Here is a 26029-nt window from a genome sequence, read left to right on the forward strand (position 1 = left end):
AGTCTCGTTGGTTCGAATTGGGGTGTTTACGCTTGACCACGCTTACTCTTGCGAACTCAGGCGGCGCGCGGCGCATCAGCACCGGCGTCGCGCCCTTCCGGGATCTTGTCGTTCGCCATCAGCTTGGCGAGGTCGAAGATGACGACGAACTTCTCGCCCTTGCGGCCGATGCCGGCGGCATAATCGGATTGCCATTTGCCGCCGACCTCGGGGATGGGCTCGATCGCCTGCTCGTCGATGTCGGTGACCTCGAAAACGCAATCGGCGACGAAGCCGACGCCGGCCAGGCGATCCTTCATCGGCACGTCGAGGATGATGATGCGGGTGGCTTCGGTGGCCGCTACGCTCGGCAGGCCGAGCTTGGTCCGGAGGTCGACGATCGGATAGCCGCTGCCGCGCACGTCGATCATGCCGAGCAGGAAGCTCGGCGCGTGCGGAAGCCGCGAGATCGGCCGCATATCGAGGATCTCGCGGACATTGCGGATGCTGATGCCGAACGTCTCGCCGGCGAGCCCGAGCGTCAGATATTGCGAGGTTGCGGCCATGATGCAGTCCAGGGATCCGATGGTTGCAAATGAATGCGGTCCGGCATGAGAGCCGAACCGGCTGATCAGCGTTGGAACTCGGCGTCGCGCTCGTCCTCGCCGTCATGCATGTCGAAGGCGAAACCGCCGCCGCCGGCGACCTTCATTGCGCGTGCCGGCTTGCGGACGGGCGCCGGCTTCCTGATGCCGCGGTCCGCCGCCGCCATGTGTGCGGCTTTGGCCCGCAGCTGGCTGACGGCGCGGTCGATCTGCACGGGGGCCGCAGCCTCCTCCCGGCCGGCATGCTCGATCCGGAAGAACGAGATGGTGGACTGGAGCTGCTCGGCTTGCGATGCAAGCTCCTCCGAGGTCGAGGACACCTGCTCGGAGGCGCTGGCGTTCTGCTGGCCGACCTTGTCGAGCTGCTGGATGGCCTGATTGATCTGGGCCGAGCCGACGTCCTGCTCGCGGCAGGCCGCGGTGATCTCCTGCACCAGCTCCGCGGTCTTCTTGATGTCGGGCACGAGCTTTGACAGCATTTGTCCCGCCTCCTGCGCGACCTTCACGCTCTCGGTCGACAGCGTGCCGATCTCGGCGGCCGCAGCCTGGCTGCGCTCGGCCAGCTTGCGTACCTCGGAGGCGACGACGGCAAAGCCCTTGCCGTGCTCGCCGGCGCGCGCGGCCTCGACCGCGGCGTTGAGCGCGAGCAGGTCGGTCTGACGCGCGATCTCCTGCACGATCGTGATCTTCTCGGCGATGGTCTGCATCGCGCTGACGGCCCGGCCGACGGCAACACCGCTGGCTTCGGCGTCCCTGGCCGATTGCGCCGCGATCTTCTCGGTCTGGTTGGCATTGTCGGCGTTCTGCTTGACGTTCGAGGCCATCTCTTCCATCGAGGACGAAGCCTCCTCGGCGGACGAGGCCTGCTCGGTCGCACCCTGCGACAGCTGCTCGGCGCTGGCCGACAGCTCCTGGCTGCCGGCCGAGACGTTCTGTGCCGCCGTGAGCGCTTCCTCGACGACGCGGCGGAGCTTCTCGACCATCTTGTTGAGCGATGTGACGAGATCGCCGATCTCGTCGTTGCTGGAGACGTTGATCGTCTGGCTCAGATCGCCGGCCGCAACCGCACCGGCGAGGCCGACCGCACGGCCGAGCCCGCGGGAGATGCTGAGGGAGATCCAGATCGCGGCGATCAGGCCGATCACGAGCGATGCACCCACCGCCGAGACCAGCATGACGTGGGCTCGATTGCCGTCCTCATGCGCCGAGGCGGCCCGGTCCGCCATGTTCTTCTTGACGTTGCTGATATAGAGGTGGGCGGCGTCCATCGCCTCGCGGACCGCCTTGCGCACCTCGACGGCGGACTGCTCGACGGCTTTCGGCCTGTTAGTCCGGGCGGTCTTGAGCGCGTCGTCCTGAACGGCATTCATCCGGGCGTAGGCGGCGCCGAAACTCTCGATCAGCTTCTTGCCTTCCGGGGAGGCTGCGGCGTAGATCTCTTCTTTCAGCTTGAAAAGCGCCTCGCGCTGCTTGGCGATCTCGGCGACGAAGCCATCCGCTTCGCTATCGGGCGCCAGAAGCAGATTCTTCTCGGCGCGAACCTGGAGCAGGATACCCCGCTCGATCTCCGCTGCCCGTTCCATGCGACCGGCGCGCGCCACGAGGTTATCGGCGGTGTCGATCATCTCGCTCAGCTTCACGTAAGCCAGACCACCCGCCGCCATCGACAGCAACAGGACCACGCCGAACGCACTGGCAAGCTTTGCCTTGACGGTAAATCTCATTTCCAGCCCCTATCCGGTCTCGCCGAGACCTCGTCTCAATTCAGAATGCGTTCCATGTTCGGAACGATGACGAACTCGTCACGCCATTTCGCGATGAAGCGGATGAATTCCGGCTTCCAGTGCATGCCGACGCGCGGCGTCTGCTGCACGTCCGTCCGCGAGATCTCCGTGACCTCGTAGACCTTGTCCGCAGTGACGCCGACCAGGACCGGCTCACCGTCGAGCTCGAGCTCGATGACGACGATGCGCGTGTCAGCCGAGTTGTCGAGCTGCGGCATGCCGAAGCGAATGCGCAGGTCGGCAAGCGGAATGACATTGCCGCGCACGTTGATCACGCTGGGAACGAAGGCGCGCGCCCCTGCGACCTTGGTCACGGGCACGGGGTCGATGATCTCGCGCACGAGACCGGCGTCGAGCGCGAATTTCTCCTCGCCGAGGCCGATCATCACGACCTGCATCGCGCCGGACTGGTGCTCGCCCGCCAAACCGTCGTTCATCACGCCGCCTCGCTGATATGCTGCTTCTCGACCTTCGACTGCGCCAGCGCGACGAGCTGCGCGACGTCGAGGATCAGCGCCGCCGTGCCGTCACCCAAAATCGTCGCGCCGGAGAAGATGGTGACGTCGGAGTGCAGCTTGGACAGCGACTTGATCACGGTCTGGTGGTTGCCGATGATCTGGTCGGCGACCAGACCAACGTGGGTCTCGCCGGTCGAGATGATGATCGTCTTCTGGTGCCGGTCGGGCATGCCGGAGGCGGTCATGATCTCGCGCAACCGGAGGAAGGGCACGAGATTGCCGCGCACGTTGAGGAAATTGCGGCCGCGGGAGCGTTCGTCCTCGGCGGTCAGCTCGATGCATTCCTCCACCGCCGACAGCGGAATGATGTAGCGGCCTTCGCCGACGCGGATCAGGAGGCCCTCGATGATCGCGAGCGTGAGCGGCAGGCGCAGCGTCACAATGGTGCCCTGGCCCGGCCGGGTCGCCAGGTCGATCGAGCCGCGCATGTTCTCGATGGTGCGCTTGACCACGTCCATGCCGACGCCGCGGCCCGACAACGCCGAGATCGTCTGCGCAGTCGAGAAACCGGGGTGGAACAGGAATTGGTGGATCTCGTGGTCGCTCAGCACGGCGCCGGCTGCGATCAGCCCCTGCTCTTCCGCCTTCGCGCGAATGCGCGCGGTGTTGAGACCGCCGCCGTTGTCCTTCACGGTGACCAGCACCTGCGCGCCGGAATGCACGGCGGCGAGCTCGATCCGGCCCTGCTCGGTCTTGCCATTGGCCGCGCGCGTCGCGGTGTCCTCGATGCCGTGGTCGATGGCATTGCGGATCAGGTGCACCAGCGGGTCGGCCAGGCACTCGATCATGGTCTTGTCGAGCTCGGTGTCTTCGCCAGAGGTGACGAACTCGACCGGCTTCGAGAGATCGCGCGACAAATCGTGCACGAGGCGGCGGAAGCGGCCGAACAGCGAGCCGATCGGCACCATGCGCGCGCCCATCGTGGTGTCGCGCAAGGAGGATGCAAGCCGCTCGATTTCCTCGGCGATCATCTTGATCGAAAGGTCCGAGCCGGTCGAAGCGAGCTGGGTCAGCCGCGCCTGGGCGATCACGAGCTCGCCGACGCGGTCCATCAGCTCGTCGAGGCGTTCGGCCTGGACGCGGACGGTGGCGATGCCCCGTTCCTGCTTTGCCTCCTGGCTGCGGGCCGTCGCGGCCTCGCGCTTCGACTCGGCTGCGACTTCGGCCTTGGGTTCGGTCGTTGCAGCGGGCTGCACCGCAACGGGCGCAACAGCAACCTCGACGACCGGCGCAGCCATCTCTGCGACGACCGGCTCCTCGTCGAGCAGCTGGAACAGCGGCATCGGCGCAGGCGCTTCGACCTGCTCGAGTGGCGAGAGCGTCAGCTTCATCTCGTCCTGGACGAACATGAAGACGTCGTCGATCGCGTCCTTGTCGCAGGCCGCGTGCAGCTTGACGTCCCACTTCAGATAGCAATCTTCCGGGTCCAGCTCGTCGAGGAACGGAATGCCGTCGGTGACGGGGACGACGAAGCAGGGGCCGAGCTTGCAGAGATCCTCCAACAGGTCGAGCGGGTTCGAGCCGTTGCGCAGGATATGGGATTCGAACTCGATGTAGAGGTGCCAGCCGGCCTGCCTGCTCGCGCTGGGCGCCAGCGGCGGCGCCTCGGCGATCTCGGCAGCCGGGGCGGAAGGCTGGTCCGACGACACGAAGCGCCTGAGGTCGTCGAGGATGGCCTCGCCAATGATGTCGTCGGTCGACTGCGGATCCTCGATCAAGGCGCGGATGTAGTCCTTGGCGGCAAGCGCGACGGAGATCAGCTCCTGCGTCGGCTTGATCTCGCCCTTGCGGACGCGGTCGAAGGCGGTCTCGAATTCGTGGGTGAAGGAGGCGACCTTGTCGAAGCCGAACATGGCGCCCGAGCCCTTGATGGTGTGCAGGGCGCGGAAAGCGGAATCGACCAGCTCGCGATCGTCGGGACGCTGGCCGAGATCGAGCAGGGCCCCTTCGAGAACTTCGAACAGCTCGCTGGCTTCCTGACGAAAGACCTCGGTCGGGTCCATCGCGCTCATGCGCGCACCAGCTTGCCGACCACGGCGAGCAATTGTTCAGGCTTGAAGGGCTTGGTGATCCAGCCGGTGGCGCCGGCGCTCTTGGCCTCCTGCTTCACCGTGTCGTTGGATTCGGTGGTCAGGAACACGATGGGCATGCCGACCGCGCTCGGCAGCTTGCGCAATGCGCGGATCAGCTCCAGCCCGTTCATGACGGGCATGTTGAGATCGGTGATGACGAGGTCGAGCTTGCCCGCCTGCGCCTTGGCGAGCCCTTGCGCGCCGTCGCCGGCCTCGATCACGTTGTGACCGGCGGGCTCGAGCACCACCTTGATCATTTGCCGAATGCTTGGGGAATCGTCGACGGTCAGAATCGTGGCCATCAGGTGCCATCTTTCTTTTGCGGGAAATGCCGATCGATCATCGCCTCGCTGGCGAAGCCGGCGCGGCGAAGGGTATTGCGCAAGGACTGTGAGAAGGAGGTCAGGACCACCGGGCGACCCTGGGCCTCGCCCGTCCTGGCGGTCGACAGCAGCAGCTGGATCGAGGTCACGTCGGCCTTGTCGACGCTGGAGCAGTCGATCTCGAGCCGTTCCTGACGGCCGAATGCCTCGCGAACGAGATCATAGACGTTGCGGATGGCCGCAATGCTGCAATCGGCGGGCAACCGCAACGACCACTTCGGCTCCGTGGGATTGAGCGCCATCGCTGCACCCGCCTCTGCTAAAATTCCACTACTCGTTTGACGCGAATCCGGTGAGCAAACTCCTAACGCGGGCATTCGTACAACTACGGGTCACATTTTTCAGAAATTCGCGCAACCATGTGCAGACATGCACAACCTGCCCACATCGCGCTGGACACGCACATGCCCGTCAAATTTGCTTCGTGTTAATCCGCTTCGGTATTGGCTTGGGTTCGTGCCTTTGCCAGCGAACAGAGCCCGATGCTGACCCAAGCGCTCCTGGTTGACGACAGCCGCTCCGTCCTCAATTTCCTGAAACGCCACATCGAGGCTGAAGGACTGGTCGAGGCCACCACCTTCCTCGATCCCGTGGAGGCGCTGGCCTGCGCCCAGGAGCGCGCCTTCGATCTGGTCCTGGTCGACTACGAGATGCCGCATATGGACGGCATCAGCTTCATCCGCACCTTCCGCAGGCTTCCCGGCCGCGCCGACATCCCGATCGCGATGATCACCTCGCGTCAGACCGACGACCTCAAGATGGAAGCGCTGCAGGCCGGTGCAACCGATTTCCTGCCCAAGCAGCCGCAGAGCGCCGAGATGACGGTGCGGCTCACCGAGGTGGAGATGGCGGTGATCAGGACGCATGCGACGATCGGCGAGCGCATCCTGGCAGATTCCAGCTGCGAGCTGATCCGGCTTGGCGCGCAAATTGCCGCGGGGCATCACGAGCGCTGGGACGGCGCGGGCTATCCGAGCGGACTGAAGGCGGATGCAATTCCGATCGCCGCGCGCGTGGTGGCGGTCGCCGACGTCTTCGACGCCCTGACGACGCGGCGGCCATACAAGGAGCCGATGCCGCTCGAGGTCGCGCGCGACTACCTGGTCGAGAACGCGGGCCGGCAGTTCGACCCGGGCTGCGTCGAGGCTTTCCTGTCGCGCTGGGACGAGGTGGTCGAGATCGCCGGCGGTCAGCGGACGATTCCTTTGCCGAGCGCCGCCGCCCCTCTGGCTCCCGATATGGAGCGTGCGGCAGCCAGCTCGTCAGACGAGAGCCATCCGGCCGAGGCAATCCCCACGGCCTGACCCGACCAATCCACCAACATCTTGCCGCGGCACCATTTTTCTCCGGTCGCCGGTTTGAACCTGTTCCTGCTAGAGTGGCACCAAGAACCAAGAGTGATTCTGGTCACACTTGCCCCGGCGCCCTGCTGCTAGGCATCGAACCAGGACGGGCACCAGAGCATCGTCGAATTGGATGAGAATTCCCATGAAAAGCCTGATCGGCGCCTGTGTCGGCGCATTCTGCCTTGCGGCCCCCGCTGTGGCGGAGACTCCCGCTGCGATCGTCGAGGACATCCAGGGCAAGGTCGACGGCATCGCATTCATGGACTATGTGGCGCCGGGCAAGATCATCAAGCTCGGGCCCAAGGCGAGCGTCACGCTCAGCTACCTGAAATCCTGCCAGCGCGAGACCATCAGCGAAGGTGTCGTTCTGGTCGGCGCCGAGCAGAGCACCGTGCAGCTTGGCGAGGTCAAGCGGGAAAAGGTGCCCTGCGATACCAATGCCGCCAAGCTCTCAGAACGTGAAGCGAACCAGAGCGCCGCAACGACCTTCCGCACCGTGCGCTCGGACGCCAAGGGCGGGCCCGCCAGGCTGCCGACGCTTTACGGCGTCTCGCCAGTGGTGCAAGCCAAAGCCGGCGGCACGCTGGTGATCGAGCGCACCGACGGCAAGGAGCCCACGATCAGCGTGCCGCTCAAGGGCGAGGCCATGGTCGGCGGCAAGTTCTATGATTTCGCCAAGGCCGGAAAGACACTGACCCCTGGCGGCAGCTACCTCGCCATTCTCGGTGCCAAGCGCTACGCCTTCCAGATCGATGCCAGCGCCACCTCCTCGCCGAACCCGATCATCGGCCGCCTGCTGCGGCTCGAATAGGCGGACTCGAATAAGCGGAATTGGCGACGGGGCGATGCGGCGGATCGGGGGACGGGACATCGTTGCGGCGATTCTGATCGCGATCCTTGCGGGCGCGATCTTCACGGCCCCACCGCTGCAGACGTTGCAAGGCCTCTCGCTCGACATCCTCACCGCACTGCGCGGGAAGATCGATGGCGACCGCCGCGATCCCGCGACATCTCCGGTCGTCGTCGTGGCCATCGACGGCGAAACCTACGAGACGCCGCCGTTCAAGGGATCGCCGACGCAGACCTGGACACGCGAGATCGGCCGGGTGCTGGGCAGCATCAGCGACGGCGGCGCCAAGGTGATCGGCTTCGACGTCATCTTCAAGAACTCGATCGAGCAGTCCGAGATTCCCTTTGGCGACGCGCCGTTCGGTGCCCGCTTGCGCGGATTTGACCGGGACTATCTGATCGCGCTGCGGCAGATCTCGGACGCGGGCAAGCTGGTGCTCGGCGAGATCCTGAGCAACGACCATCCGGAAGTGCCCTACCGTGCGCAGCAGCTGGCGGTGCGAAACAACGTCCGTGCGCTCAATGTCCACACCGATGCGGACGACGTCATCCGGCGGATGCCGCTCAGCTTCTCCATCGATGGCAAGCCGGTGCCCACCATGGCGGTCGAACTCGCCGCCCGCGCGCTCGGCGCGAAGTTCGAGATTGTGCCATCCGGTGCGGCCGAGCTATCCGGCTACGCGATCCCGAGCACTGTACCGAACACGTTGACGCTCAACTTCCGCGGCCTCGGCCGCGACGTTCCGACCTTCTCCTTTGCCGATCTGCGCGCCTGCGTCGAGAAAGGCGACCGCGATTTCTTTCGCCGCGCCTTCGATGGCAAGGTCGTTCTGCTCGGCACCATCCTCAACTTCGAGGACCGCAAGCTCACCTCGATGCGGCTGTCCGGCGGCTATGACGGGACGCCGTCGGCACGATGTGCCACGCCCGCGCCTGCCAGCACCGCGCAAAGGAAGCGCAGCGACGTCGCCGGCGTGTTCGTGCACGCCGCTGCGGTCCGGAACCTGATCGAGCACGATGCCGTGACCGAGCTCGGCACGCCCGCGCGGACCCTTCTCACGATCGCGTTCGCGGCCATCATCGCCTGTGCGGCCGGCGCGCTCGCACCGAGTGGCGCTCTGATCGCCTGGCTCGGCCTCACGATCGTCTACGCGGTCGTTGCCGTCGGCGCCTTCGTCCATGCCTTGGCACTGCCGCTGACGGAGCCGGCGCTCGCAAGCCTTGCCGCGCTCGCGATCATGATCGGCTATCGCTTCGTGCTGGCCGATCGCGACGAGCGCTTCCTGCGCAAGAGCTTTGCCCTTTACCTCGCGCCCGAGGTGATCGAGACCATGGTCGCCTCCGGCAAGATGCCGGCGCTCGGCGGCGAGTTGCGCAACGTCACCATGTTCTTCTCCGACCTCAGCGGATTCTCGTCGATCGCCGAGACGATGACGCCGGGCGAGCTGGTGACGCTGATGAACGAATATCTGTCCGCCATGACCGACATCATCGAAAGCCATGGCGGCTACGTCGACAAATATATCGGCGATTCCATCGTCGCCATGTTCGGCGCGCCGGCCGACGATCCCGCCCACGCACGCAATGCGGTGCGGGCCGCGCTGAACTGCCACGAGAAGCTGGCCGAGCTCAATGCCGGCCATCCCGCCTTCGCCGGTCACGGCCTGTCGCATCGCATCGGGCTCAACAGCGGCGAAGCCGTGGTCGGCAATATCGGCTCCCGCCGCCGCTTCAACTACACCGTGATGAGCGACACCGTGAACGTGGCGTCGCGGCTCGAGGGCGCCAACAAATATTACGGCACCGCGATCATGGCCTCCGAAACGACGATGGCGCAGACCGGCGATAGCTTCGCCTGGCGCGAACTCGACGCGATCAGGGTGCAGGGCCGCGGCGAGCCGATCAGGGTGTTCGAGCCGCTCGCGGAAACCGGCGCGGAAAGTGCCGAGCAGGCCAAGGTGGCCGCAGCCTATGCGGAGGGGCTGGCGTGCTGGCGGGCACGGGAGTTTGCGAAGGCGGCCGAGGCGTTCGGCGGCGTGGCAAATATCGATCCTGCATCAGCGCGGTTCGCCAAGCGTGCGACAGTGCTGACGGAGAACCCGCCGCCGCCGGACTGGACACCGGTCAATACGCTGGAAGGAAAGTAGCGGGGCTCTTACCCTCCCCTGGAGGGGGAGGGTCGGCTCGCATCTGAGCGTAGCGAAGATGAGAGACGGGGTGGAGTGAAGGTCTCTCCACGTCCGACAGTGCCCCAGAGGAGAGATCACCCCACCCCGCTCGCGCTGCGCGCGATCGACCCTCCCCCTCCAGGGGAGGGTAAGAGTGATGATCGCCTAGAACGGCAGCCCCGTATAATTCTCCGCGAGCAGACGCTGCGCCGTCTCGGACGAGAGCAGATAGTCGAGCTCGGTCTGCTGCAGCCGATCCTCATATTCGATCCGGTCGGGGAAGCGGTGCAGCAGCATCGTCATCCACCAGGAGAAGCGCTGTGCCTTCCAGATCCGCGCGAGCGCCTTGGCGGAATAGCCCTCGAGACCGGCATCGTCGCCGCTCTGATAATGCGCGAGCAGCGCGTGATAGAGATAGTAGATGTCGGACGCGGCGCTGTTCAATCCGCGGGCGCCGGTCGGCGGCACGATGTGCGCGGCATCGCCGGCGAGGAACAGGCGGCCATAGCTCATCGGCTCGGCGACGAAGCTGCGCAGGGGGGCGATGCTCTTCTCGATCGACGGGCCCGTGATCAGGCGGCCGGCGACCTCGTCCGGCAGGCGGCGCTTCAGCTCGGCCCAGAACGCATCGTCGCTCCAGTCCTCGACCTTGTCGGTCAAGGGCACCTGGATGTAGTAGCGGCTCAGCACCTGCGAGCGCAGCGAGCACAGCGCAAAGCCGCGCTCGTGCTTCACGTAGATCAGCTCGGGCGACACCGGTTTCGTGCGCGACAGCACGCCCAGCCAGCCGAACGGATAGACTTTCTCGTATTCGCGCAGCACGTCCTTCGGGATCGACTTGCGGCTGACGCCATGGAACCCGTCGGCGCCGACGACGTAGTCGCAATCGACGCGGATCGTCTGCCCGTTCGAGCGATACGTCACATAGGGCCGATCCGAGGTCAGATCGTGCGGCGTGACGTCCTCGGCATTGTGAACGACCTTGCCGCCGGCCCGGTCGCGCGCCTCGTAGAGGTCGCGCGTCAGCTCGGTCTGGCCGTAGACCAGCACCGAATTGCCGCCGGAATGCTTGTGCAGGTCGATGTGGGACAGCACGCCGTCATGGGCAATCTCGAACCCGTTGTGGATCTCGCCCTCGCGGTCCATCCGCTCGCCGCACTGCGCCTCGCGCATCAGCTCGGCAAAGCCATGCTCGAGCACGCCCGCCCGGATCCGGGCCAGCACGTGGTCGCGGCTGTATTTCTCCAGCAGGATGGTGTCGATGCCCTTGAGGTGCAGGAGCTGGGATAGCAGCAGCCCCGACGGCCCGCCGCCGATGATACAGACCTGAACTTTCATTTTTGCGTCCTCCCGTCGGCATTTTCTTGCATGTTTTGCCTCGCAAACCGATGGAGGGTTTCGCCTTTGTCTTGTACTATTCGAACATGAGAAGCGCGACCCCCGCCCCGGCGATCCGGGTCTACAATCTGTTCGGCGAGTCCGGCGATCTGCCTGATGTCGTGCATTGCGAGACGATCGCCTCGCGCTCGGTGCTGCACGACTGGACGCTGGCCGTGCACCGCCATGCCCGGTTGCACCAGGTTCTGCTGATCGAGCGCGGTGGCGGCGAGGCGACGCTCGATGGGCGCGTGGTGCCGCTGAGGCCAATGCAGATCGTCAACGTGCCGGTCGGCCACGTCCACGGCTTCCGCTTCGTGCCCGATACGCAAGGGTGGGTGTTGACCATCGCCGCGGAGATTCTGGATGAGGCGCTGCTGGCCGCCGAGGGCCTGCGCGGTGCGTTGTCGCGGTCGGCCGTGGTGCGCGGCACGCCGCAGATCCGCGCCACGATGAAGCAGATCTTCGCCGAGCACGCCGCGCGCGACTTCGGCCGTGCGCATGTGCTCCGCGCCCTGTCGTCGGCCATGATCGGGCTGGTGGCGCGCGCGCTCACGGGCGAGAGCGGCGGCAACGGCACCGCGGAAAGCGGGTTGTTCCGCCGCTTCGAGGCGCTGCTGGAGCAGCATCATCTGGAGCGCTGGAGCGTCGCCGACTATGCCAGGGCGCTATCGGTGACCCCGACGCATCTCAACCGGATCACGCGGGCGGCGACCGGCGACACCGCCTCGCATTTGATCCTCAACCGCCTGATCCGCGAGGCGCGGCGCAGCCTCGTCTACACCAACCTGCCGGTCTCGACGATCGCCTACGCCCTCGGCTTCGAGGACCCCGCCTATTTCAGCCGGGTCTACGCCGCCGCCACGGGCGTATCGCCACGCGCGTTTCGCGCGCGGCTCCATGACGGCGAAGACTGAAGCACCGGACAAAGGACCAGGACATATCCGATCGACGCGCCGCGCGGTCTCTCGGTTGCCATTTACCTTCGTATATGGCGCCCCTTCCTTTGGATAGAGACCCTTTACCTCCGTACAATTGAGCGGGGCGTGCCCAAGCCCTAGCGTAACGGCATTCGGCGCCCTGGCGCTGGTGGCATGGAACCTCCCGACCCTCGGCGCAAGGCGGCCAACCCTGTCCGGTCGTCTGCGCCGCTTTTTAGCAAGCCATCGGCGCATTCAAGTCGTTTCCCGCCGACACGGCGCGCCATTTTGGCCAAACGGTCGGTGCCGAACCCGGGAGTTGTGCATAATGTCTTCGCTTGGGAAGAGCGCGCTCTTCATCGACGGCTCCAATCTCCATGCCACCGCCAAGGCGCTCGGCTTCGAGATCGATTACAGACGCCTGCTCAGCGAATTTCAAAGCCGAGCTACGCTGTTACGGGCCTTCTACTACACGACCATCATCGAGGATCAGGAATATTCGTCGATCCGCCCCTTGATCGACTGGCTCGACTACAACGGGTTCACGGTCGTCACCAAGCTCACCAGGGAGTTCATCGACGCCACCACCGGCCGCCGCAAGGTGAAGGGCAGCATGGATGTGGACCTTGCCGTGAGCGCGATGGAGCTCGCCCAGCATGTCGATCAGATCGTGTTGTGCTCGGGCGACGGGGATTTCCGTTCGCTGGTGGAGGCCCTGCAACGCCGCGGTGTCCGCGTGACGGTCGTCTCCACACTCTCCACTCAGCCGCCCATGGTCGCCGACGACCTGCGCCGGCAGGCGGACGTATTCATCGATTTGGTGGAGTTGAAGCCCAAAATCGGGCGCGATCCACCCGACCGGCCGGGAGCGCGCGAGGTGCGCCAGCCACCGCAATTCCTCGCGCGCGGAACGATCAGGCGTGACGACCGGGTGCAATGATCGGAAGACGGCCGCGCGGCACCTCACACGTCGAAGAACACCGTCTCCTCCGGCCCCTGCAGATTGATCGTGAAGGCGTACACGACCTTGCCGGCGCGCTCGCTTCGGGTTGCGATCAATGTCTTGCGGCGGACCGGCTGCTCGATCAGGTTGAGGACGGGATCGGCAGCGTTGGCGGCTTCCTCGTCCGAGAAATAGAGCCGCGTGTTGAGGCCGATGTTGATGCCGCGCGCGACGATCCAGAGGTTGACGTGCGGCGCGCATTTGCGCCCCGTCCTGTCGGTGATCGCGCCCGGCTTGATGGTCTCGAAGGTGACGAGGCCGCTGTCGAAGTCGGACCCGGCGCGGCCCCAGCCGCGAAACTCGTCATCCAGCGCGCCGGCCGAGCGATCGGCCGGATGGTTGTAGCGTCCGGCTGCATTGGCTTGCCAGATCTCCAGCAGCACGTCGCGCAGCGGCGTGCCGGTGCCGTCGAGCACCTTGCCCTCCAGCGTGATGCGCTCGCCCTTCGTGTTCGGCGTCACCAGCACGTTGGAGAAATTCTTCTCGAAGATGTCGAAGCCGGCCATGGCCGGGATCAGGCCGATATGGACGTAGGGCCCGGCGGTCTGCGAGGCGGTTTCCTTGAGATAGTTGAGCTGCTGCGGCATGGAGTTCAGTTCCCCGCGGTGCGATTTTCGAAATAGGTGGAGCGCTGGCCGCGCAGCACGATGTCGAAGCGATAGGCCAGCGAGTCGAACGGCGCCGAGGCGTTGAGGTCGAGCGGCGCGACGAGGCGGTCGAGCGCATCCTGGTCCGGTATCGTCGTCAGGATCGGGCAGACCGGGATCAGCGGATCGCCCTCGAAATACATCTGTGTGATCAGCCGCTGCGCAAAGCCCGAGCCGAACACCGAGAAGTGGATATGGGCGGGACGCCAGCTGTTGACGTAATTGCGCCAGGGATAGGGACCCGGCTTCACGGTGCGGAAGTAATAGTAGCCGGTGTCGTCGGTCAGCGCGCGGCCGCAGCCGCCGAAGTTGGGATCGATCGGCGCCAGATAGGTGTCCTTCTTGTGCCGGTAGCGGCCGCCGGCATTGGCCTGCCAGAACTCGACCAGCGTGTTCGGGACGCCGCGGCCGGTCTCGTCCAGCACGCGGCCGTGGACGATGATGCGCTCGCCGATGGGATCGCCGTCCTTGGCGTAATTGCGGATCAGATCATTGTCGAGCGGGCCGAGATCGTTGTGCCCGAACACCGGCCCTGTCATCTCCGAGATCGAGTTCTCCAGCGACAGCAGCGACTGGCGCGGCGAGCGCAGCACGGAGGACTTGTAGCCCGGCGCATGCGCCGGCGGATGGATCGAACGATCGCGCTGGAAGAAGCCGCCGTCGCTCGGCCTGAACGGCTCGGGGCGGTTGAGGCGGGAATCCTGCAAGGCTGGCGCCTGGACGTTCATCGGCGTTGTCTCTCCCTGGGGGCGCCCCGGTCCGGGCGCGGCTTATCGGGAGATAATGAGCCGCCCTATTCTCAAGATAAATAGATGAATTATAATGAATTGCATGAAGGAAATCGATCATTTGGCCCTCGACGGCCACGCCCTCGAACTGTTTCTGGCCGTGCTGGAGGAGGGATCGGTGACTGCGGCGGCGACGCGGCTCGGCCTGACGCAATCGGCCGTCAGCCACGGGTTGAACAAGCTGCGGCGGATCGCAGGCGATCCGCTGTTCGCGAAATCCGGCCGCGGCATCGTCGCGACTGCCCACGCCCAGGCGCTGGCGACGAAGGCACGCGCGTTGATCGACGAGATGCGCAGCTTTGCCGGCGGCGTCACGTTCGAGCCGCCGCGCGCCCAGCTCTCGCTCACGATTGCCGCCAACGACTTCCAGCGCGACCTGCTGCTGCCGCGGTTCTTCGATCACGTCGCCGCACAAGTGAAGAGCCTGAACCTGCGCGTGATCCCCTCGCAATCGCCCTCGCCCGCGATGCTGCGCGAGAACCGCTGCGACCTCCTGATCACGCCGCTGCCGCCCTCCGGCGTCGACATCGTGCAGAAGCGGCTGCTGAGGGATCACTACGTCTGCTACTACGATGCAAAGGCACGTGCCGCGCCGGCCAGCCGCCATGCCTATCTCGCGGCGCGTCACGTTACCGTGGTCTATACCGACAATGAGCGGCTCGACTTCGACCGCCGGCTGGCGGCGAACGGGCTGCACCGCGATATCGCCATCTCGGTGCCGAGCTTCTCCGGCGTGCCGTCCTTCCTGCGCGGCTCGCAGATGCTGGCGAGCATGCCGAGCCTGCTCGCGTCCGGCGTGATGCGCGGCTTTGCGCAAGCACCGATTCCGCTGGCGTCCCGCACGAAGACCCTGGCCGAGCTGCCGATGTTCATGGTCTGGCACCAGCGCTACCAGAAGGATCCTGCCCATCGCTGGGTCAGGAGCCAGCTCGAGGCCGTCGCGGCGACGGCCGGCAAGTCCTGACCTCCAGGTCTCAAGCCTGATATCAGGTGCCGCGCTTCGCAAGACTGCCCTTCCCAAACCCACTGGTTGCGCGGTGGGAGCCGCGCTAAAATCCCCCCATGACAGTGACCGACATTGCGAGCCGGACCTACAATCACAGCTGGCGGCTGGATCCCATCATCCGCAGCCTGCTGGATACCGACTTCTACAAACTATTGATGTTGCAGATGATTCGGGAGGATTACCCGAATCAGCAGGTGACCTTCTCGGTCATCAACCGCTCGCGCCATGTGCGGCTTGCCGAGATCATCGACGAGGCCGAGCTGCGCGCCCAGCTCGACCATGCCCGCACCATCCGCTTCACCAAGAAGGAGCTGATCTGGCTGGCCGGTAACACCTTCTACGGCAAGACCCATATGTTCTCGGCGGATTTCATCCGCTGGCTGGCGGAATTCCGCTTGCCCGAATACGAGCTGCGCAAGGTCGAGGGCCAGTACGAGCTGCATTTCCACGGCCCCTGGACCCACACCACGATGTGGGAGATTCCGGCGCTTGCGATCCTCAACGAGCTGCGTTCGCGCGCGGCGATGAAGGGCCGCGGCCGCTTCGAGCTCGACGTGCTCTACGCCCGCGCCAAGGCCAAGCTGTGGACCAAGGTCGAACGGCTGCGCCAGCTCGAGGGCCTGCGGCTCTCCGACTTCGGCACGCGCCGCCGTCACGGCTTCCTCTGGCAGCGCTGGTGCGTCGAGGCGGTGAAGGAAGGCCTCGGCTCCTCCTTCATCGGCACGTCCAACGTGCTGCTCGCCATGGACAACGATCTCGAAGCCATCGGCACCAACGCGCACGAGCTGCCGATGGTAGCGGCCGCTCTCGCCAGGGACGACGAGGAATTGCGCTGGGCGCCCTACCGCATTCTCGACCAATGGCGCCAGACCTATGGCGGCAATCTGCTGATCGCGCTGCCCGACGCCTTCGGCACCAAGGTTTTCCTGCGCGATGCACCGGAATGGGTCGCCGATTGGACCGGCTTCCGCCCCGACAGCGCGCCGCCGATCCAGGCCGGCGACGAGATCATCGCCTGGTGGGAGAAGAAGGGCCGCAACCCCAAGGACAAGCTGCTGGTCTTCTCCGACGCGATGGACGTCGGCTCGATCGAGGACACCTATCGCCACTTCGCGGGGCGCGTGCGCCTCTCCTTCGGCTGGGGCACCAACCTCACCAACGATTTCGTCGGCTGCACGCCGGACGGCTCCATCAGCCTCGATCCGATCTCGCTGGTCTGCAAGGTCTCGTCGGTCGACGGCCGTCCGGCCGTCAAGCTCTCCGACAATCCGGAGAAGGCGACCGGCCTGCCCTCGGAAATCGAACGTTACCTGCGCGTGTTCGGCGACGCCGGTCGCGTGCGCAAGCCGGTGCTGGTCTGACAACACGCGCATCACGACGCTCGGAGCGAGTGTAGCGCTCATCGCCGATACCGCGCCAATATCGGTTGATCGGCATTTGAAACGATCTGCGCGCATCCAGCTCACATCGCCTTCACCGTGTGGCGCAGTCCCTCGCTTTTTTCAGGACGGGTTAAGCAACCGTCGCATCTAATTCACGCGCAGGCGCAGCGCTCCGCCGGGGGCATTGCGCGATTCGAGGAACGCCAGGGTGTTTCGCAGAACAGCAACGTCGATGAAGGGACACAGCTTCCTTCACGTCATCAAGCTCGTATCGCCTTTCGTGATGGTCGTCGTGCTCCAGGCGGCGATCGCGGGATTCAGTCTCGAGGTGATGTCGTCGGTCCGCGCCTATGTCGCCGGCGAAGCGCTGTGGTCACGCTCGCAGAAGAATGCCGTCTATTTCCTCAATCTCTACCTGCATTCGGGTGATCCCGGCCAATTCACGCAGTACCAGGCCTCCCTCGCCGTTCCCATCGGCGACGAGTTCGCGCGCTGGGCGCTGGAGCGCGATCCGGTCGACGTCGAGACCGCCCGCATCGGCTTCCTGCAGGGCGGCAACCACCCCGATGACGTGCCGGGGCTGATCTGGCTTTATCGCTACTTCAACCGCGTCAGCTTCCTCCAGGAAGCGATCCAGGAGTGGAGAGCCACCGATCCCATCTTGCTCGAGCTCAGCGTGTTCGGCGAGCTGATCCGGTCGGAGCTGGCGAACGGCCCCATCCAAGACGATCGCGTGCAGTTTCTGTCGTCTCGGCTCTCCGAGCTCAACACCCAATTCACGGTGCATGCCAGGCGGTTCTCCGCCGTCCTCGGTGAAGGATCCCGCGCGATCAAGCTGATGCTGACGGGCATCAACATCCTCACCGCGGCGGCGCTGATCCTGCTGCTGGTCTGGCATACGCGGCGGCTGGTGCGGCAACGGCAGACGTTCGAAGACGCCTTGCATGCCGAGAAGGAGCGCCTGGCCTGGCAGGCATCGCACGATTGGTTGACCGGCCTCTCCAACCGCCGCGCCTTCGAGGCGCGCCTGCAAGCCGAGCTGGACAATGCCGCAACGGGTGCGCTCGCCCTGATCCTGCTCGACCTCGACCAGTTCAAGAGCGTCAACGACAGCTGCGGCCATCTCGCCGGCGACCGCCTGCTCTGCCAGGTCTCGCGCCTGCTGCAGCAGGACCGGCATGCGCATGATCTGGTAGCCCGGCTCGGCGGTGACGAATTCGGCCTGATCCTGCCACGATGCTCGCCCTTCGATGCCGTCGATATCGCCGAGCGCCTGCGCCGGTCGCTGGAGCTGTTCAATTTCACCTGGGACGACCGCTGCTTTGCCGTGACCGCCAGCATCGGGGTCGCCTGCATCGCCGACGGCAACGTCACGCTCGAGGATGCGATGCGGCGCGCCGATGCCGCCTGCTACCGCGCCAAGGAAAAGGGACGCAACCGCGTTCAGGTCGAGAATGGAAAACCGGGCGTCCTGGCCGTCACGCCGCGGCCTCGCGAAGCCGTCGCGGCAAGAGGCTGATCGCCGCCTGGCACCAAATTCATCTCCGGCGACCGTCGCAATCAGGTTGAGGCGCCTCACGCCCGCCCGATGGCGCTCCGATCCATCCCGGCGTGCCTGACAATGCAGCGACGCCGCACAGTTGTGACGCCGCGGCCACATCGCTCTGAAAAAGCAGCGCTCTTCGCATCCGGACATTTCGCATTGCGCCCCGGTCCACGATGGCTGGGACCTCCCTCGCTAAGCATGAGTGGGCCCGATGCTGCGGGTGCGAATCCACCCGGATCGCGCCGCGAGAGGAGTTTGGAAGTGCCTTGGAATGATTTGATCGCCCCGCGCAATATCGTTCGTGCAACGACGTCCCGGCGGCGCGCGCTTCTCTTGAGCACCACGATCGGTGCCCTGGGCGGCTCGCTGCCGGGGTTCATCACGCCGGCACAAGCGGTGTGTGTGGTGACCGGGAGCGGCACGCTGACGACGCTTCAATCGGGCGATTCAATTACCTGCGTCGGGAACAACACTCAGATCAAAACAGCAGCCGTGGTCACCGGCGTCACCGTCAACATCGGGGACGGCACCACCGCGACCACGGTGAGCGACCCCACCTTTGCGAGCATATTTCTTCAATTCGCATCCAACAGCGCAGTCAGGGTCTTCGGCAACGCGTCGGTCACATCCAGCATCAACGACGGCATCGACGTGAGCGGTGGAGGCAACAACACCATAACGATCGATGCCGGAGCGGTTGTTGCATCGACACCCCTTGGCTCGGCGAGCATCGGCCTCGCCAATTCGAGCAACAACGTCGTCGAGATCGCCGGCACGGTGGGAAGCGGCGCCCTCGGAGCTATCGGAATCAGCATCGGCGCTGGAGCGGGGAACAACCAGGTGAACATCTTGTCGAGCGGCCTCGTGCAGTCCGGCAATGTCGCTGCCATCGATCTCAACAGCGCAGCTGACGGCAACGTCATCAACAATGCCGGAACGATCTCGAGTGTCGGCACGGCAATTATCGGCTCGAACAGTCAAGACACCATCGTCAACTCGGGTGCGATCAGCAGCAGCGGGGTCAGCACTGCCGTCGACCTCAGAGACGGGAGCGACGTCTTCGAGCTGCGTGCCGGATCAAACGTCACGGGCTGGGTCGTGGGTGGGAACGGGTTGGACACGCTGCGCTTCGGCGGAACGGCCAATGGCTCGTTCGACCTCGGCGCATACGGCGCGGCCAAGCAGTTCCGGGAATTCGAGGTTCTGGAAAAGACCGGCAGCTCCACCTGGACGCTGACGGGAACCACGATGGACGCGGCCAGCATGATCGTCCAGGCCGGCACCCTCATCGTCAACGGGGCGGTGCCCAACAGCGGGACGGTCGTCAGCGGCGGCACGCTCAGTGGCAACGGCACGATCGGATCGCTCACCGTGCTGCCGGGCGGCACGGTCGCGCCCGGCAACCTCGGTCAGCTCGTCGTTAACACCAATGCGGCGTTCCAGTCAGGGTCGATCTACGCGATCTCGGTCAATGCCGCCGGGCAATCAGACAAGATTGCCGCCACGATCGCGACGCTGGGAGGCGGCACCGTCGCCGTCACCACACTTGCAGGCGCCTACAACCCCTCGACGCAGTATACCATCCTCAGCACAACGGCTGGCCTCACCGGGAGTTTCTCGAGCGTGACTGTCAGCGGATACAATCCGCAGCTGTTCGCGTCCTCCCTCAGCTATGACGGATTCAACGTTTTCCTGACGCTCAACTACAACAACAGCGGATTCCTCACCGTCGCCCAGACGCAGAACCAGAAGGAAGTGGCCGGCGCGCTGAGCGCACTTGGCCCCAATCTGCCCTTCCTCTCGTCTTTCGCAGGGCAAAGCGATGCCCAGCTCCGCTACAATCTCGACCAGCTCTCGGGCGAAGCCGCCACCGGCGCGCAACAGGGCGCGTTCCAGTTCACCAGCCAGTTCCTCAGCCTGATGCTCGATCCGTTCGTGAGCGGACGCGGTGGCACGAGCGCCGGCGACACCGCGTTCGGCTTCAGCCCGGAGCGCGCCGCGCTGCCGGAAGATATTGCCCTCGCCTACAACAAGATTCTGGGCGCCCCGCCGACGAAAGCTCCGACCTTTGCCGAACGCTGGACGGCCTGGGGCGCGGCGTTCGGCGGCACCAACCGCACCAGTGGCGATCCGGTCGTGATCGGCAGCCACGACCTCCACGCGCGCGCCGTCGGCGTTGCGGCCGGCGCCGACTATCATTTCAGCCGCGATGCGATCGTCGGCTTCGCTCTCTCCGGCGGTGGCACCAAATGGGACCTCGCGCAGGCGATCGGCGGCGGCAGGAGCGATGCGATCCAGGCCGGCGTCTACACTGCGATCCGCAGCGGATCCGCCTATTTCGCCGCCTCTCTCGCCGTTGCCAATCATTGGATGTCGACGGACCGCCTGGCACCGTTCGGCAACCGGCTCAGCGCAAGGTTCGATGCTCAGACCGTCGGTGGCCGCATCGAGGGCGGCTATCGCTTCGCCACACCGATCGGCGGCTTCACGCCCTACGCGGCTGCGCAGGCGCAAGTCTTTCGCACGCCGACCTATGCCGAGGCTGATCCGGCCGGCAGCGGTTTTGGGTTGACCTATCGGGGACGCACGGCCTCCGACACAAGGAGCGAGCTCGGCGCACGCTTCGATCGGGCGACGCTGGTTTCGCCGAATGCCGTCCTGACGGTGCGGGCTCGCGCGGCCTGGGCCCATGATTGGGTGAGCGACCCGACGCTCGCCGCCGCCTTCCAGGCCCTGCCCGGCGCCAGCTTCACCGTCAACGGCGCGGCGCCGGCGAAAGATGCGGCCCTCGCATCCGCCGGTGCCGAGCTGAAATTTTCGAACGGTGTTGCCCTGTCGGCCAGGTTCGACGGCGAGTTCGCGGCCCGCAGCACCGCTTATTCCGGCACCGGGAGCCTGCGCTACACCTGGTAGCCGCGGCACCTCATCGGGACAGAGGTGCACCGACCGGCAGAATGCCGAGACCTCTGAGATGGGTGTCGACGAACTGCTCGATCTGCTGGCGCAGCATCTGCGACGGCACGGCCACCATGCGCTCCTCGAGGCCGAGCGAGATGATGCCATGAACGGCGGAGAACAGCGTGCGCGACAGCAGCGCGATCTTCACGTCATCCGCGTCCGGCAATAGCCGCACCAAAGGCGGATGCATCAGCGCGAACGCATCCATCACCATCTGGAGGATATCGTCCGGATAGGGGCGGTCGTCCTCCATCCGATGCTCGAACAGGGAGCGCAGCAGGTTGGCGTGCGCCGCGAAGAAGTCGAGATAGGTTTCGGCGAGCCCATAGAGCTGGCGAACCGGATCCTCGGCCGGAACACCCCGCAGCCGGGCCGTGAGCGCCTGGACCGTCTCCCGGTTGACGGTCAGGATAACCCCATCGAAGTCCCCGAACTCGTTATAGACGCTGCCGATCGAGCAGCCGGCGGCCTCCGCGACGTCCCGAACCTTCAATGATCTCAGCCCCTTAGCTGAGATGATGCCGCGGGCGATCTCCACGATCTGGAGCCGGCGCCGAAATTTTTTCTGGTCGCGCAGCGATTCTTCTTGAACATTGTTCATTTTCGAGCTACTCATGTGAACATTGTTCAACTTAACCTGGAGACCTGGAAAATGCAAACCCTTGCTGTCGATATCGCCACCACCTTCGTCGATGACGCCGTCGCCCTCGTGACCGGGCTCGGCCGGGCCGTGCTGCGGTTCGCCATGGCGCCGATCAACCGGATCGCCAATGCCTGCGATGTCGCGGGCGTGCTCGCCGAGCGCCGGGCGACCTTCCGGATGTGGCGGGCCGATCGCGCCCGTGCGCGTCAGGAGCGGCGGCGGTTCAGCCTGCTCGGCCGCCTCTCGCCGTTTCGCCAGCTCGCCCATCTCACCTGAGGCGCGCGCGCGGGTCGGCTCGAATGCAAGCGCCGGCTGCAAGGATGGACTCACCATGTCCGGACGTGCACGGCCGATCCGGCGGATTTCAGCGATGCGTTTCAGCTTTTCCTTCATCGCCCGGCGCCATATCCGGGCGAGCGAGGCCGCTCGCGCCCGAGCCCGCCGTGGCCTCGGCCGGATATTTGCGAACCTAACGAGGCCAATTGGAGACCAACAGGATCGGAGGAACCGAGGGGACAGAGCAGGCCAGCAACTTCGTTGCCGCGCAATGGTTCGCCCCGCGCCCTTCCGGTCGTGACGCTTCATGGACAACCAACAATCTCAGGCTGCCTTTTTGGAACAGGACTGGTCATGATCAGGGAATTGATGTCGTCACGCCGCTTCGCGCCGCTGTTCTGGGCGCAATTCTTCTCGGCGCTCAATGACAACGTGCTCAAGAACGCACTCGTCATCATCCTGCTTTACAGCGCGGCGACCGGCCACGGCGATGCGCTGGTGACGGTCGCAGGCGCCGTCTTCATCTTCCCCTACTTCATCCTGTCCGGGCTCGGCGGCCAGCTCGCCGACAAATACGTCAAGTCCGTCGTCGCAAGGCGGCTCAAATTCGTCGAGATCTTCGCCGCCTGCTTTGCCGCAGCCGGCTTCTTCCTGCATTCGGTGCCGCTGCTGTTCGCAGCGCTCGCGCTGTTCGGCACCATCGCCGCCCTGTTCGGCCCGGTGAAATACGCCATGCTGCCCGACCAGCTCGAGCTCGGCGAGCTCGCGACCGGCAACGCGCTGGTCGAAGGCGCGACCTTCATGGCGATCCTGCTCGGCACCGTCGCCGGCGGCCAGTTCGTGGCCGGCTCCGCGCATATGGGCTGGGTCGCATCGGCCGTGGTCGCGCTGGCCGTGTTGTCCTGGGCGTTCGCATCCCGCATTCCGCAGACGACGCCCTCCGCGCCAGACCTGCCTGTCGACGCCAACCCCTGGACCTCGACGGTGAGCCTGCTCAGGACGTTATATGCCGACCATCGCTTGTGGGACGGCACCGTGATCGTCTCCTGGTTCTGGCTGGTCGGCGCCATCGTGCTGTCGCTGCTGCCGGCGCTGGTCAAGGATGTCGTCGGCGGCACCGAGGGCGTGGTGACGCTGTGCCTTGCGATCTTCGCGATCGGCATCGCCATCGGCTCGCTGTTCGCGGCAAGCCTCAGCCACGTCCGCCCGAACCTCGCGCTGGTGCCGATCGGCGCCATCATCATGGGCTTTGCCGGCCTCGATCTCGCCTGGGCGATCGGCGTGACCGCCAAGGGGCAGGACATCACCGCGCTCGGCTTTGCGACCTCGTTCGCCGGCCTGCGCATGCTGGCCGACTTCGTCGCCTTCGCGTTCGGCGGCGGCCTGTTCGTCGTGCCGTCCTTTGCCGCGGTCCAGGCTTGGTCGCAACCTTCCGAACGCGCCCGCATCATCGCGGCCGGCAACGTGCTGCAGGCTGCCTTCATGGTGGTCGGCTCGCTGTTCGTCGCGCTGCTGCAGGCGGCGGGCCTCCATATCGGCTGGATCTTCCTCGGCCTCGGCCTCGCCAGCTTCGGCGCGGTGTGGTTCGTGCTGACCAAGTGGGGCAAGGAAGGCGTGCGCGATGCCGGCGGGCTCTTGTTCCGCGCTTTGTTCCGCACCGAGATCCGCGGGCTCGAAAACCTGCCGCCTCCGGGCACGCGCATGCTGATCGCGCCCAACCATGTCAGCCTGATCGACGGCCCGCTGCTGCACGCCGTGCTGCCGATCGACGCGAGCTTTGCGGTCGATACCGGCATCGCCAAGGCCTGGTGGGCCAAGCCGTTCCTGCGCGTCGTCAAGCACTACACCATGGACCCGACCAAGCCGCTGGCCGCGCGCGACCTGATCAAGCTCGTCGCCGCGGGCGAGCCGGTCGTGATCTTCCCGGAAGGACGGATCACCGTCTCGGGCTCGCTGATGAAGGTGTATGACGGCACCGCGATGATCGCGGACAAGGCCGACGCCGTGGTCGTGCCCGTCCGCATCGAAGGCGCGCAGCGCTCCTATCTCAGCTATCTCAACTCCAGCCAGATCAAGCGGTCCTGGTTTCCGCGCGTGACGGTCACGATCCTGCCGCCAGTCAAGCTTCCGGTCGACCAAGCGCTCAAGGGCAAGGCCCGCCGCAACGCCGCCGGCGCCGCGCTGCAGGACGTCATGATCGACGCTCTCGTCAAGAACGCCATGCTCGATCACACGCTGTTCGAAGCGCTCGGACACGCCTATCGCGACCGCGACACCGGCAAGGTCATCATCGAGGACGCGCTCGGCACCAAGCTGACCTATCGCAAGCTGATCCTCGGCGCGCAGGTGCTGAGCCGCAAGCTGGAGGACGGCACCGCGATCGGCGAGAATGTCGGTGTGCTGCTGCCGAACTCCGCGGGCGTCGCCGTCGTCTTCATGGCGCTGCAGAACAGCGGCCGCGTGCCGGCGATGCTCAACTTCTCGGCCGGCCCGGTCAACGTGCTCGCCGCCATGAAGGCTGCGCAGGTCAAGACCGTGCTGACCTCGAAGGCTTTCATCGAGAAGGGCAAGCTCGACAAGTTGATGACCGCGATCTCGGCCGAAGCGCGCGTGGTCTATCTCGAGGACGTCCGTGCCTCGATCGGCATCGGCGACAAGGTCAAGGGCCTGCTCGCCGGCACCACGCCGCGCGTGCCTCGCCAGGCCAACGATCCCGCCGTGGTGCTGTTCACGTCGGGCTCGGAAGGAACGCCCAAGGGCGTCGTGCTGTCCCATCGCAACATCCTCGCCAACGCGGCGCAGGCGCTGGCACGGGTCGACGCCAATGCCAACGACAAGGTGTTCAACGTGCTGCCGGTATTCCACTCGTTCGGACTCACGGGAGGAATGATGATGCCGATGCTGGCAGGCATCCCGATCTACATGTACCCCTCGCCGCTGCATTACCGGATCGTCCCCGAGCTGATCTACCAGACCGGCGCGACCATTCTGTTCGGCACCGACACGTTCCTCACCGGCTATGCCCGCTCGGCGCACGCTTACGACTTCCGCACCCTGCGTCTCGTGATCGCCGGCGCCGAGGCGGTCAAAGACCGCACGCGGCAGGTCTTCATGGAGCGCTACGGCATCCGCATCCTCGAAGGCTACGGCGTCACCGAGACGGCGCCAGTGCTGGCGATGAACACGCCGATGGCCAACCGTCCCGGCACCGTCGGTCGCCTGTCGCCGCTGATGGAAAGCCGCCTCGATCCGGTCCCCGGCATCGAGGAAGGCGGACGGCTGTCGGTACGCGGCCCGAACGTGATGCTGGGCTACCTCAGGGCCGAAAATCCCGGCGTGCTCGAAGTGCTTCCCGACGGCTGGCACGACACCGGCGACATCGTATCGATCGACCCGGCCGGCTTCATCACCATCAAGGGCCGCGCCAAGCGCTTTGCCAAAATTGCGGGCGAGATGGTCTCGCTGTCGGCGGTCGAAGCCATCGCGGCGTCGCTATGGCCGCAGGCCGGCTCGGTCGCGGTCTCGATCCCCGACCAGCGCAAGGGCGAGCGCATCGTGCTGCTGACGACGGAGAAGAATGCCGAGCGCAGCGCGATGCAGGCCCAGGCCAAGGCGATCGGCGCCTCCGAGCTGACCGTGCCCGCGACGATCATGGTGGTCGACAAGGTGCCGCTGCTCGGCACCGGCAAGACCGACTATGTCACCGCGACGACGATGGCCCGCGAGCAGGCATCCCCGCCCGAGCGCGTGGTGGCGTGAGAGGTTCCGAGACGGGCGGC

At 65.5% G+C, this 26029-nt stretch carries 21 protein-coding genes; 11 read left to right on the forward strand and 10 right to left on the reverse strand.

Going from position 1 to position 26029, the window contains the following annotated elements:
• Positions 1 to 56: 56 nt before the first annotated feature.
• The 6 genes from BDOA9_RS00205 to BDOA9_RS00230 all read right to left on the reverse strand — a co-directional run bounded on the left by BDOA9_RS00205 (position 57) and on the right by BDOA9_RS00230 (position 5583).
• Positions 57 to 545: a chemotaxis protein CheW gene (locus BDOA9_RS00205; RefSeq protein WP_025031933.1), complete on the reverse strand. Its 489-nt coding sequence runs from the start codon at positions 543 to 545 to the stop codon at positions 57 to 59.
• Positions 546 to 610: 65 nt separating this feature from the next.
• On the reverse strand, positions 611 to 2308 hold the full coding sequence (locus BDOA9_RS00210) for a methyl-accepting chemotaxis protein (protein ID WP_025031934.1): 1698 nt from the start codon (positions 2306 to 2308) through the stop codon (positions 611 to 613).
• A gap of 35 nt (positions 2309 to 2343) precedes the next feature.
• Entirely contained in the window at positions 2344 to 2805 is a 462-nt protein-coding gene (locus BDOA9_RS00215) for a chemotaxis protein CheW (RefSeq protein ID WP_192859526.1), read from the reverse strand.
• Positions 2805 to 4898, reverse strand: coding sequence for a chemotaxis protein CheA (locus BDOA9_RS00220; protein WP_025031936.1), 2094 nt, complete (start codon positions 4896 to 4898; stop codon positions 2805 to 2807). The genes BDOA9_RS00215 and BDOA9_RS00220 overlap by 1 nt, the downstream gene beginning before the upstream one ends.
• Positions 4895 to 5260: a response regulator gene (locus tag BDOA9_RS00225; RefSeq protein ID WP_008142319.1), complete on the reverse strand. Its 366-nt coding sequence runs from the start codon at positions 5258 to 5260 to the stop codon at positions 4895 to 4897. The genes BDOA9_RS00220 and BDOA9_RS00225 overlap by 4 nt, the downstream gene beginning before the upstream one ends.
• Positions 5260 to 5583 (reverse strand): STAS domain-containing protein, encoded by a 324-nt coding sequence (locus tag BDOA9_RS00230; protein ID WP_025031937.1) that lies wholly within the window; start codon positions 5581 to 5583, stop codon positions 5260 to 5262. The genes BDOA9_RS00225 and BDOA9_RS00230 overlap by 1 nt, the downstream gene beginning before the upstream one ends.
• A gap of 240 nt (positions 5584 to 5823) precedes the next feature.
• Here BDOA9_RS00230 and BDOA9_RS00235 point away from each other — a divergent pair, with 240 nt between their 5' ends.
• From BDOA9_RS00235 to BDOA9_RS00245, 3 genes are all read left to right on the forward strand, one after another.
• Positions 5824 to 6645 carry an HD domain-containing phosphohydrolase gene (locus tag BDOA9_RS00235; RefSeq protein WP_025031938.1) on the forward strand — a complete coding sequence of 274 codons (822 nt, stop codon included), beginning with the start codon at positions 5824 to 5826 and terminating at the stop codon, positions 6643 to 6645.
• 184 nt (positions 6646 to 6829) lie between these two features.
• Positions 6830 to 7498 (forward strand): hypothetical protein, encoded by a 669-nt coding sequence (locus tag BDOA9_RS00240; RefSeq protein WP_025031939.1) that lies wholly within the window; start codon positions 6830 to 6832, stop codon positions 7496 to 7498.
• 34 nt (positions 7499 to 7532) lie between these two features.
• Positions 7533 to 9683, forward strand: coding sequence for an adenylate/guanylate cyclase domain-containing protein (locus BDOA9_RS00245; protein ID WP_025031940.1), 2151 nt, complete (start codon positions 7533 to 7535; stop codon positions 9681 to 9683).
• A 186-nt stretch (positions 9684 to 9869) separates the two neighbouring features.
• On the opposite strand, the gene pobA is transcribed toward BDOA9_RS00245, so the two are convergent.
• Complete coding sequence (gene pobA / locus BDOA9_RS00250) at positions 9870 to 11042, reverse strand: 4-hydroxybenzoate 3-monooxygenase (RefSeq protein ID WP_025031941.1); 1173 nt, start codon at positions 11040 to 11042, stop codon at positions 9870 to 9872.
• A gap of 50 nt (positions 11043 to 11092) precedes the next feature.
• Between pobA and BDOA9_RS00255 the strand changes: the two genes are divergently transcribed.
• Together BDOA9_RS00255 and BDOA9_RS00260 are read left to right on the forward strand one after the other, a co-directional pair.
• The gene (locus BDOA9_RS00255; RefSeq protein WP_025031942.1) at positions 11093 to 11998 is read left to right on the forward strand and encodes a helix-turn-helix domain-containing protein; all 906 of its coding nucleotides are present in this window, start codon (positions 11093 to 11095) and stop codon (positions 11996 to 11998) included.
• A 331-nt stretch (positions 11999 to 12329) separates the two neighbouring features.
• The gene (locus BDOA9_RS00260; RefSeq protein ID WP_152033065.1) at positions 12330 to 12941 is read left to right on the forward strand and encodes a LabA-like NYN domain-containing protein; all 612 of its coding nucleotides are present in this window, start codon (positions 12330 to 12332) and stop codon (positions 12939 to 12941) included.
• Between the two features lie 23 nt (positions 12942 to 12964).
• On the opposite strand, the gene pcaG is transcribed toward BDOA9_RS00260, so the two are convergent.
• Both pcaG and pcaH read right to left on the reverse strand, forming a co-directional pair.
• A complete protein-coding gene (gene pcaG, locus BDOA9_RS00265; protein WP_025031944.1) occupies positions 12965 to 13591 on the reverse strand; it encodes a protocatechuate 3,4-dioxygenase subunit alpha in 627 nt (208 codons plus the stop codon).
• Between the two features lie 5 nt (positions 13592 to 13596).
• A complete protein-coding gene (gene pcaH / locus BDOA9_RS00270; RefSeq protein ID WP_025031945.1) occupies positions 13597 to 14379 on the reverse strand; it encodes a protocatechuate 3,4-dioxygenase subunit beta in 783 nt (260 codons plus the stop codon).
• A 94-nt stretch (positions 14380 to 14473) separates the two neighbouring features.
• On the opposite strand from pcaH, the gene BDOA9_RS00275 reads away from it, so the two are divergent.
• The 4 genes from BDOA9_RS00275 to BDOA9_RS00290 all read left to right on the forward strand — a co-directional run bounded on the left by BDOA9_RS00275 (position 14474) and on the right by BDOA9_RS00290 (position 21286).
• The gene (locus BDOA9_RS00275) at positions 14474 to 15403 is read left to right on the forward strand and encodes a LysR family transcriptional regulator (RefSeq protein WP_025031946.1); all 930 of its coding nucleotides are present in this window, start codon (positions 14474 to 14476) and stop codon (positions 15401 to 15403) included.
• 98 nt (positions 15404 to 15501) lie between these two features.
• Positions 15502 to 16806 (forward strand): nicotinate phosphoribosyltransferase, encoded by a 1305-nt coding sequence (pncB, locus tag BDOA9_RS00280; protein ID WP_025031947.1) that lies wholly within the window; start codon positions 15502 to 15504, stop codon positions 16804 to 16806.
• 229 nt (positions 16807 to 17035) lie between these two features.
• Positions 17036 to 18346: a GGDEF domain-containing protein gene (locus BDOA9_RS00285; protein ID WP_025031948.1), complete on the forward strand. Its 1311-nt coding sequence runs from the start codon at positions 17036 to 17038 to the stop codon at positions 18344 to 18346.
• 288 nt (positions 18347 to 18634) lie between these two features.
• On the forward strand, positions 18635 to 21286 hold the full coding sequence (locus BDOA9_RS00290; RefSeq protein ID WP_244521436.1) for an autotransporter outer membrane beta-barrel domain-containing protein: 2652 nt from the start codon (positions 18635 to 18637) through the stop codon (positions 21284 to 21286).
• Positions 21287 to 21296: 10 nt separating this feature from the next.
• Here BDOA9_RS00290 and BDOA9_RS00295 read toward each other — a convergent pair whose 3' ends face one another.
• Positions 21297 to 21932 carry a TetR/AcrR family transcriptional regulator gene (locus BDOA9_RS00295; protein ID WP_025031950.1) on the reverse strand — a complete coding sequence of 212 codons (636 nt, stop codon included), beginning with the start codon at positions 21930 to 21932 and terminating at the stop codon, positions 21297 to 21299.
• A gap of 51 nt (positions 21933 to 21983) precedes the next feature.
• Between BDOA9_RS00295 and BDOA9_RS40005 the strand changes: the two genes are divergently transcribed.
• Positions 21984 to 22250 carry a hypothetical protein gene (locus tag BDOA9_RS40005; protein WP_025031951.1) on the forward strand — a complete coding sequence of 89 codons (267 nt, stop codon included), beginning with the start codon at positions 21984 to 21986 and terminating at the stop codon, positions 22248 to 22250.
• A gap of 354 nt (positions 22251 to 22604) precedes the next feature.
• Positions 22605 to 26009, forward strand: coding sequence for an acyl-[ACP]--phospholipid O-acyltransferase (locus tag BDOA9_RS00305; RefSeq protein WP_025031952.1), 3405 nt, complete (start codon positions 22605 to 22607; stop codon positions 26007 to 26009).
• Positions 26010 to 26029: the final 20 nt, after the last annotated feature.

Origin of the sequence: Bradyrhizobium sp. DOA9 (assembly GCF_000617845.2) — a bacterium.
Classification (GTDB): Bacteria; Pseudomonadota; Alphaproteobacteria; order Rhizobiales; family Xanthobacteraceae; genus Bradyrhizobium.